Genomic DNA, 3,686 nt, shown 5'->3' with positions numbered 1-3,686 from the left:
GCTCCGGTCCGCCCGTGGCCGGCCGCTCGGGCTGGGCCTCGCTGCGCAGACGGTTGAGCAGGCGGGTCGCGGCGCCCGGGTCGAGCATCGAGCGGCCGGAGGCGACGGTCCGGACGGCGGTGACCAGGTCGGTGCCGCTGATCTGCTTCAGCACATAGCCGGCCGCACCCGCCATCACGGCGTCGAGCAGTGCCTCCTCGTCGTCGAAGGAGGTCAGCATCAGACAGGCCAGGTCGGGCATCCTGGAGCGCAGTTCGCGGCAGACGGCCACACCGTCGCCGTCGCCGAGGCGCACGTCCAGCACGGCGACGTCGGGGCGCAGCGCCGGGACCCGGACCAGGGCCTGCTCGGCGGTGGCGGCCTCGCCGACCACCTCCAGGTCGGGTTCGCCGTCCAGCAGGTCGTGCACCCCTCGGCGCACCACCTCGTGGTCGTCCAGCAGGAACACCCTGACCGGCGCCGGCGCGGCGGCACCGGTCGTCTCGCTCGCCATCTCGCGACTCCACCCTCTCCCTGTCCGGCACACCACACGCCGGGTCCACCGCATCATCCCCTGCGACCCGCGTCGGCCCCAGGGCCGAACGACCCCATGTGCGGTGGACGGGCGGCGGTGGACGGACGGCGGGGCCCCGCGGTGGCGGGCCGCCGGGCCGCCCCGCCGCCGAGGGGTGCATCCTCCGCCGGGCGGACTACTCCGCCGGGCGGAGGGCGCCGAGCAGCCGCTCGACGGCGCCGAAGGCGACCGCGCCGTCCAGGGGGTTGGTGTAGACCCGGGACCAGGTGATCAGGCCGCCCCGGACCCGGGCGAACATCACCGAGTCGAGGGTGTAGCGCTTGCCCGTGGCCAGCACCTCGCCGTGCAGCCGGTACTCGGCGACGGCGAGTTCGGGATCGGTCGTGCCGTACACCTCGATGTGGTCGACCGCGTCGAAACGCTGTATCGCGGCCCCCCGCTGGAGATGGGTGAGGAAGGCCTCCCGGCCCGGCTGCTGCGGCGGCACGCCGGGTGTCAGATAGGGCAGTTCGAAGACGGCATCGGCGGTGACCAGGTCGACCACCGCCAGGTCGGGGCCCTTGCCCATCAACTGGACGAACTGGTGCAGGACTTCACTCGGCGAGGCGGTGGCGGTCATCGGACGTTCCTCTCGACAGGACCGGGGATGTCCCCCGGTGGGCTGATGGATATCCGGGCCCGGAGTTCCTCGGCAAGGGTACGGCGGCGAGTTGGTGACGGTGCGTCAGGGTCGGTGCCGGTGGGCATTGCCGGTGGACGGGGGCCGGTGGGCCTCGGATCCGCGCCGCCGGGCGGGACCACCGTCCGACCGGGAGGCCCACCCTCGCCCACCGTCCCACCCCCGCCCCACGTGCCACGCCTCCTCCCGCACCGACCACACGCCCCACGCACCCCCGGCGCACCACCGTCACCCGGGGCGTGCCATCATCGGGCCATGTCGGCACCTGACGACCAGTCCGCGTACTGGAACTCCACCGGGACCACCAAGACCTTCGGCCACCCGCTCAACCCCACCTGGGCGGCCCGGATCGACCCGGAGGCCGCCCTGCTCGACTACGGCTGCGGTTACGGCCGGCTCGCGGGCGACCTGCTCGACCTGGGTTTCCGTGACATCGAGGGCGTGGACGTCGCCCCCGAGCTGATCTCCCGGGCCCGCGCCGAACAGCCCGCCGCCCGCTTCACCGTGCTGGCCGACCCGCCCCGGCTCGACCGGCCGGACGGCAGCTACGACGCGGCCTTCCTGTTCGCCGTGCTCACCTGCGTGCCCGACGACGACGCCCAGCGCGCCCTGGTCGCCGAGCTGCACCGGGTCCTGCGGCCGGGCGGGCTGCTGCACGTCAGTGACTACGTCCTCCAGCCGGACGAGCGGAACCAGGAGCGCTACCGGCGCTTCGAGGCGCGCTTCGGCCGGTTCGGCGTGTTCGAGACCGGTGACGGGGCGGTCTGCCGCCACCACACCCGGGACTGGCTGGACGGGCTGTTCGCCGGGTTCGACCGGGTGGACGCGCGGGAGCTCCCGGTGCACACCATGAACGGCCGCCCCGCCACGGCCACCCAACTGCTCCTCGCCCGCCGTTAGCGGACACCCGGGCCCCCGGGCGGGGTCCGGACCGGGCCCGGCCACCCGGAACGCCCCCCTCCATCGGCGGGGGTCCGGCGGATCGTGCGGGCCGAGCGGCACAAAGATGGGGCAACCGCCCCAACGACAGGATCAGCAACGAGGGCAGCGCCTTCGACGGCAGCGCGGCTCTCTCCCGGCATCGGAGGTGCGGTGGTGGCTGAGGTGAACGCCGTGCGCAGCACGCGCCCCGACGGGGGCGCCGGACCGGTTCAGGGCCCGGTCGCACCGGCGGTTCCCTCGGCCATACCGTTCCCGCACACTCCGATGCCCGGCGACTTCCCCGCACCACCGGCTCCACCCGCACCACCCGCCGCATCCGCCCCGACGGCGGAGACGGCGGCACCCGACCCGAACCAGCCCGACCCGAACCAGCCCCGCCCGAGCCGCCCCGACCCGAACCAGCCCCACCCCTCCCAGACTCCCCGTTCCCACCACGCTCGTCTCCGGTCCCCCCGTGCCGGCGGCCCGCCGTGGTGGGAACGGGGACTGACCCCCGGTCGGCCCGCGCCCGCCACCCGCCCGGACTGGGCCGCGTTCACCGAGGCCGCGGTGGCCGCCGCGCCCGTCCGGCCGGTCGTGCCGCGCGCCGCCTACCCGGGCCTGAGCGGCTTCGCGCTCGTCCTCCAGCCCTTCGCCGACCGGGCGCAGGTCCGGCTGCTGACCGCGCTCACCCCCGCCGTGCGGGCGGCCGACCAGCTGGACCGGATCGACCTGACCGCGCTGCGCGCCGAGTTCACGGCACGGCTCACCGAACGGCTGGCCCGGATCGCCGCCCGCACCCTCGTCCTGGAGCTCAACACGGCCCGGGCGGCCGGGCGGCTGGCCGGGGGCACCCCGCAGGAGCGGTTCCGCTCCTTCCTCGCGCTCACCGCCCGGCGCGAGGGCCTGGCCGCGCTGCTGCGCGACTACCCCGTCCTGGCCCGGCTGCTCGCCCGCGCCTGCCTGAACGCCGCCGACGCCCACGCCGAACTGCTGGACCGCTTCGCCGCCGACCGGGCGCTGCTGGTCGCCGGGCTGCTGCGCGGCCGCGACCCGGGCACGCTGCTGGCCGTCACCGCCGACGCCGGCGACCGCCACCGGCGCGGCCGGGCCGTCGCCGTGCTGCACTTCGCCAACGGCGCCGCCGTCGTCCACCGCCCCCGGCCGCCCGCCGCGCACCGGCACTTCAACACCCTGCTCGGCTGGTACGGCGCGCAGCCCGGAGTGCCCCGGCTGCGCGCGCTCGGCCTGCTCGACCGGGGCACCCACGGCTGGACCGAGTACGCCGAGGCCCGGCCCTGCCTGACCCGCTACGACGTCGAGCGGTTCTACCGGCGGCAGGGCGCGCTGCTCGCGCTGCTGCACGTCCTGGACGGCACCGACACCCACTTCGAGAACCTGATCGCCTGCGGGGACCATCCGGTCCTGGTGGACGTCGAGACGCTGTTCCATCCCCCGGCGGGCGAGCCCCGCCCCTCCCCCGGCACCGGCACCGCCGACACCGGCACCCCCGACACCGGCGCCCCCGACGAGGACCCGGCGGCCCGGGCGCTCGCCGAGTCCGTCCACCGC

Annotated in this window: 4 protein-coding genes; 2 read left to right on the top strand and 2 right to left on the bottom strand. The window is 75.9% G+C overall.

The features are described 5' to 3' along the window. Both VR45_RS30445 and VR45_RS30440 read right to left on the bottom strand, forming a co-directional pair. Positions 1-493, bottom strand: a 493-nt coding sequence (locus VR45_RS30445; RefSeq protein WP_045943088.1) for a response regulator transcription factor, incomplete at its 3' end; no start/stop codon positions are given. A 196-nt stretch (positions 494-689) separates the two neighbouring features. Next, entirely contained in the window at positions 690-1,133 is a 444-nt protein-coding gene (locus tag VR45_RS30440; RefSeq protein WP_052709493.1) for a nuclear transport factor 2 family protein, read from the bottom strand. A 315-nt stretch (positions 1,134-1,448) separates the two neighbouring features. On the opposite strand from VR45_RS30440, the gene VR45_RS30435 reads away from it, so the two are divergent. Then, positions 1,449-2,093 carry a class I SAM-dependent methyltransferase gene (locus VR45_RS30435; RefSeq protein WP_045943087.1) on the top strand — a complete coding sequence of 215 codons (645 nt, stop codon included), beginning with the start codon at positions 1,449-1,451 and terminating at the stop codon, positions 2,091-2,093. A gap of 591 nt (positions 2,094-2,684) precedes the next feature. Beyond that, a partial coding sequence (locus VR45_RS30430) for a DUF4135 domain-containing protein (protein ID WP_234326317.1) occupies positions 2,685-3,686 on the top strand: 1,002 nt, incomplete at its 3' end.

Origin of the sequence: Streptomyces sp. NRRL S-495 (genome assembly GCF_000966955.1) — a bacterium.
GTDB classification, from domain to species: domain Bacteria; phylum Actinomycetota; class Actinomycetes; order Streptomycetales; family Streptomycetaceae; genus Kitasatospora; species Kitasatospora purpeofusca.
The sequence above is the reverse complement of the archived record's forward strand: the minus strand, read 5'-3'. Positions and strand labels throughout refer to the sequence as shown.

Bases quoted from the DNA above. Each gene is read 5' to 3' on its own strand.
- VR45_RS30440 (WP_052709493.1), bottom strand. From the start codon at position 1,133: ATGACCGCCACCGCCTCGCCGAGTGAAGTCCTGCACCAGTTCGTCCAG.
- VR45_RS30435 (WP_045943087.1), top strand. From the start codon at position 1,449: ATGTCGGCACCTGACGACCAGTCCGCGTACTGGAACTCCACCGGGACC.